4 protein-coding genes are annotated in these 3,638 nt (G+C 64.3%); all 4 read right to left on the bottom strand.

The window, feature by feature from the left end; genetic code table 11:
* A partial coding sequence (locus AHiyo1_RS28010; RefSeq protein WP_340639342.1) for an AAA family ATPase occupies positions 1-323 on the bottom strand: 323 nt, incomplete at its 3' end.
* Entirely contained in the window at positions 299-1,231 is a 933-nt protein-coding gene (locus tag AHiyo1_RS28015) for an AAA family ATPase (RefSeq protein WP_340639343.1), read from the bottom strand. The genes AHiyo1_RS28010 and AHiyo1_RS28015, both read right to left, overlap by 25 nt.
* 29 nt (positions 1,232-1,260) lie before the next feature.
* Positions 1,261-2,415, bottom strand: coding sequence for a serine hydrolase domain-containing protein (locus AHiyo1_RS17980; RefSeq protein ID WP_059389457.1), 1,155 nt, complete (start codon positions 2,413-2,415; stop codon positions 1,261-1,263).
* A 255-nt stretch (positions 2,416-2,670) separates the two neighbouring features.
* Positions 2,671-3,483 (bottom strand): bifunctional allantoicase/(S)-ureidoglycine aminohydrolase, encoded by an 813-nt coding sequence (locus tag AHiyo1_RS17985; protein WP_059389458.1) that lies wholly within the window; start codon positions 3,481-3,483, stop codon positions 2,671-2,673.
* Between the last annotated feature and the right edge of the window lie 155 nt (positions 3,484-3,638).

A 3,638-nucleotide genomic window follows, 5' to 3' on the forward strand; every position in this document is an offset into this window, starting at 1 on the left:
AACGACGCCGTGGTGCCGGCGGTCCGGCCGGCCGCGGCTTCGATCGCCGAGGCGGAGAACGCGATTCCGTTGGAATACAGCCGCAGAAGTTCCACCCGCTCGTGCTTGGACGGAAGCGGGATTTCCACTGCCAGGTCCACGCGTCCTGGCCGCTGGACGAGGGCCCGTTCCAAAAGTTCCACCCGGTTGGTGGTCAGAACGAACGCGACGTCGGCGTCGTTGTCCAGCCCGTCCATGGCGTCGAGTACCTCGAAGAGCAACGGTTTGGGCCCGTGGCCGAAGCTGCGGTCCTCGGCGATCAGATCGCAATCCTCCAACACCACGATGGACGGCGCCAAGCCCGCGCGATCTTGGCCGCCTCGGAAATTCTGGCGAGTGAGCCGCCCGAGAGGAGCACCGCCGTCGCACCTTCGCTTTGGCTCAGCAGGTACCGGACCGTGTGCGTCTTGCCCGTCCCGGGCGGTCCATAGAGTAGGAGGCCGCGTTTGAGATGCTGACCGTGTGCCGCAAGGATGTCCGCTTGCCGTGCGATGCCAAGGGTGTGGCTCTCCACCTTGCTGAGGAGCCCGTCCGGAAGGACCACGTCACTGTTGGCGAGCTGCGGCCGCCGGATGAAGGTCACTCCGCTGATGCCCGGCCCGTAGTCGCTGGCGGAGAGCGAGATGACTTGGCCTTTGAAAACGCTCTTGTGCTCCATTTCGCGCCGCACCTCGGCCAGGAACCTCGACGCGACGGCAGGGTGGGTGGCCAGGACTTCGAGCGACGCAGTCTGCCGGCCACGCTCGATCTTGGCACCACGTTGGAGGACCGCTATGGGTGATCCGGCGTAGCTGAAGAGCCAGAGCCCCAGCGCAACGGCCTGGCGCTGTTGGTCCGGACCGGTGGCCAGGTTGCTGTAGTCCGGCTGGCTGAGGGGAAACCTCGGGTAGCTGCGGGATTGCTGCAACATGTCGCTGAAAGACATGTGGTGGCGCTGATCGCCGCCGCCGATTCCTACCAGCCGCCGGTCGGGGTCGCGGCCGGCCAGCCCTTCCATCACGATGTCCACATCCACCAGACGGTGCTGCGGGATCTCCTCCGTCACGACGGACAGTTCATGGGCGGGAACCGCGAGGTGCCCGGTCAGTGCCTGTAGAAGTTGTTCGCCGTCGTCGCCATGGTCAAAGCCAAGCTGGGAGAGCCTTGTCAGTGTTCCGAAGTCCTCGATGAATTTCCCCAATTTTTCATCCATGCACAGACCCTAGCAGGATGCGTCGTGACTCAGCACAGCCCGTTCATCGTGGCGATGGCCACCTGCCGGAGCTGCTCGAACTCCGCTTGGCCGCTGCCATCCGTCGATTCAATGTGTTTGTCCGTGTCGGATGGATAGGCGAAGCTCATGGCTATCTGGCGGCTCCCGTCGCTCGTGGACAGCGCGATGCTCGCAAACCAGGTGCTGCCGCCGTAGCCGTAGTAAAAGCCGTTCGTGCATTCGTCATTCCAACGCTGCAGCCCGAGCCCGTGGTTCTCCTGCCATAGGGTTTGCATGTCGCGGAGGATGATCGCCGTGAGTAGCCTGCCCTGCATGAGCGCTGCGTAGAACGTGTTGATATCGCCCACCGTGGAGATGACGCCCTCTGCGGGGGAACCGACGAGATACTCCGGCTGCGAGGCGTTGACGCGCTCGCCGTCGATGAATTCATAGCTCTGGATCATGTCGCGCGCATCCCGGTCAGGTTCAGATGCCAGCGAGGTGTGGCTCATTCCCAGCGGCACGAAGATATCTGACTTCAGGACATCGCCGATCGGCCGGCCGCGGAGCTTCTGCACTATCGCGGCCAGGGCGAAGTAGTTCGCATCCGAGAAGCGGAACAGCTGGAAGTTCGCGTGCGTCCACGGCACGGTCCCGGCCATGCGGAGGTAGTCCTCGATGCTGAACCTCGTGTCGATGGCCCGCTTGGTCGGCATGGCCTTCAGGATGGCAACAGGCGCGTCGGGCAGGCCGGAGCTGTGGTTCAACAGGGAGCGGACTGTGACGGGGCCCGGCGGATGGACGAGCTGCCCGAATTCCGGGAAGTACTGAGTGACAGGGTCCTCGAGGCCCAGCTTTCCCTCCTGGACCAGCTTGAGCACCGAGACCGCCACCATGGACTGGGTGATGCCGCCGGCCTGGATCCGGTCGGTCACGGCCACCGGTTCGCCGGTCTCGACGTCTTGGGTGCCGTAGGCCTGGGACCATTCCCGGCCCCGGACTTTGATCTGGACGACGACGGCCGGCGCACCCCGGTTGAGCATTTCATGCGCGAAGAAATCCGCAACGGGGGATTCGGGTACTGCCCCTTGGGAATCGGACGACGAGGTACTCGCCGGGGGTTCAGCCGTCAGAGGGTAGGTGCATGAACCGGACGCCAGGATCAGAGCCAGGACGACGGCCATCCGCGCTCGCCGCGAAGTCCGGGATACGCGGGAAGTCTGAGAGGCCCGCGCCGCCTCCATGGCTGCCTCCTGAAGCTACGCTGCGGGGCAACGGGCCAGGCGCTCTTGCCCCCGTAGTTTCGATCGTCCTCTTCGGAAGCGAGGGGGTCAACGCCGAAAACGCGGGCGCGCCCCCAACCCCAACTAACTCGCAGTAGGTGTCGTTATGAGCGCTCATAACGACATTAACTGCGAGTCAGTTGGGAAAGGAGTGCCTTAGGTCAGCTTGACCTGACGGTTGACGTCCTTGTAAAGCAGGTAGCGGAACGGACCCGGGCCGCCGGCGTAGCAGGCCTGCGGGCAGAAGGCGCGCAGCCACATGAAGTCTCCCGCCTCCACTTCGACCCAGTCATTGTTGAGCAGGTACATGCCCTTGCCCTCCAGGACGTACAGGCCGTGTTCCATGACGTGGGTTTCCGGGAACGGGATGACCCCGCCGGGCTGGAACGTCACGATGTTCACGTGCATGTCGTGGGCTAGGTCGTTGGGGTCCGCGAAGCGTGTGGTTGCCCAGACGCCGTTGACGTCCGGCATTTCCCCGGCCTCAACTTCGTCGTCGCTCGTGACGAAGGACTTGGCTTCATAGCCCTCCAGGCGCTCGTAGGCCTTGCGGATCCAGTGGAAGGAGACGATGTCGTCCGAGACGTTCTCAAGGCCCCAGTTGGAACCGGCAGCGAGGTAGGCGTAGCCGCCCTCCTCGAGCTGGTGCAGTTCGCCGTCGAGGGTCAGGTTGACCTTGCCCTTGGTGACGAAGACGACGCCTTCGACGCCGGCCTCGAACTCTGCCTTGGGACCGCCGCCACCCGGGCCGATCTCAACGATCAGCTGGGAAAACGTGGTGGCGAATCCGGAGATCGGGCGGGCAATGATCCAGGAACGCGTGTTCGAGAAGCCCGGCAGGTTGCTGGTTACGATGTCGGTCAGCACGCCCTTGGGGATGACCGTGTAGGCCTCCGTGACGATTGCGCGTTCGGTGGTGAGGTGGGTCTGCGGCGGCAGGCCGCCCTGGGGATAGTAGTACTTGCCCATCATTGGATCCTTACTTGGAGGTGGTGTGTGCGAGCCGCGGATGCGCCAGTGCAGTCAGCCGGGGGAGTTCGACGCCGGCAAGCGCCAGCACTTCTTCGGAACCCACCGCTCCACACTGGACGCCGCGCAGGACGAAAGCGGCCAGGGCCCGGGCG

This window comes from Arthrobacter sp. Hiyo1 (assembly GCF_001263615.2).
Lineage (GTDB): Bacteria > Actinomycetota > Actinomycetes > Actinomycetales > Micrococcaceae > Arthrobacter.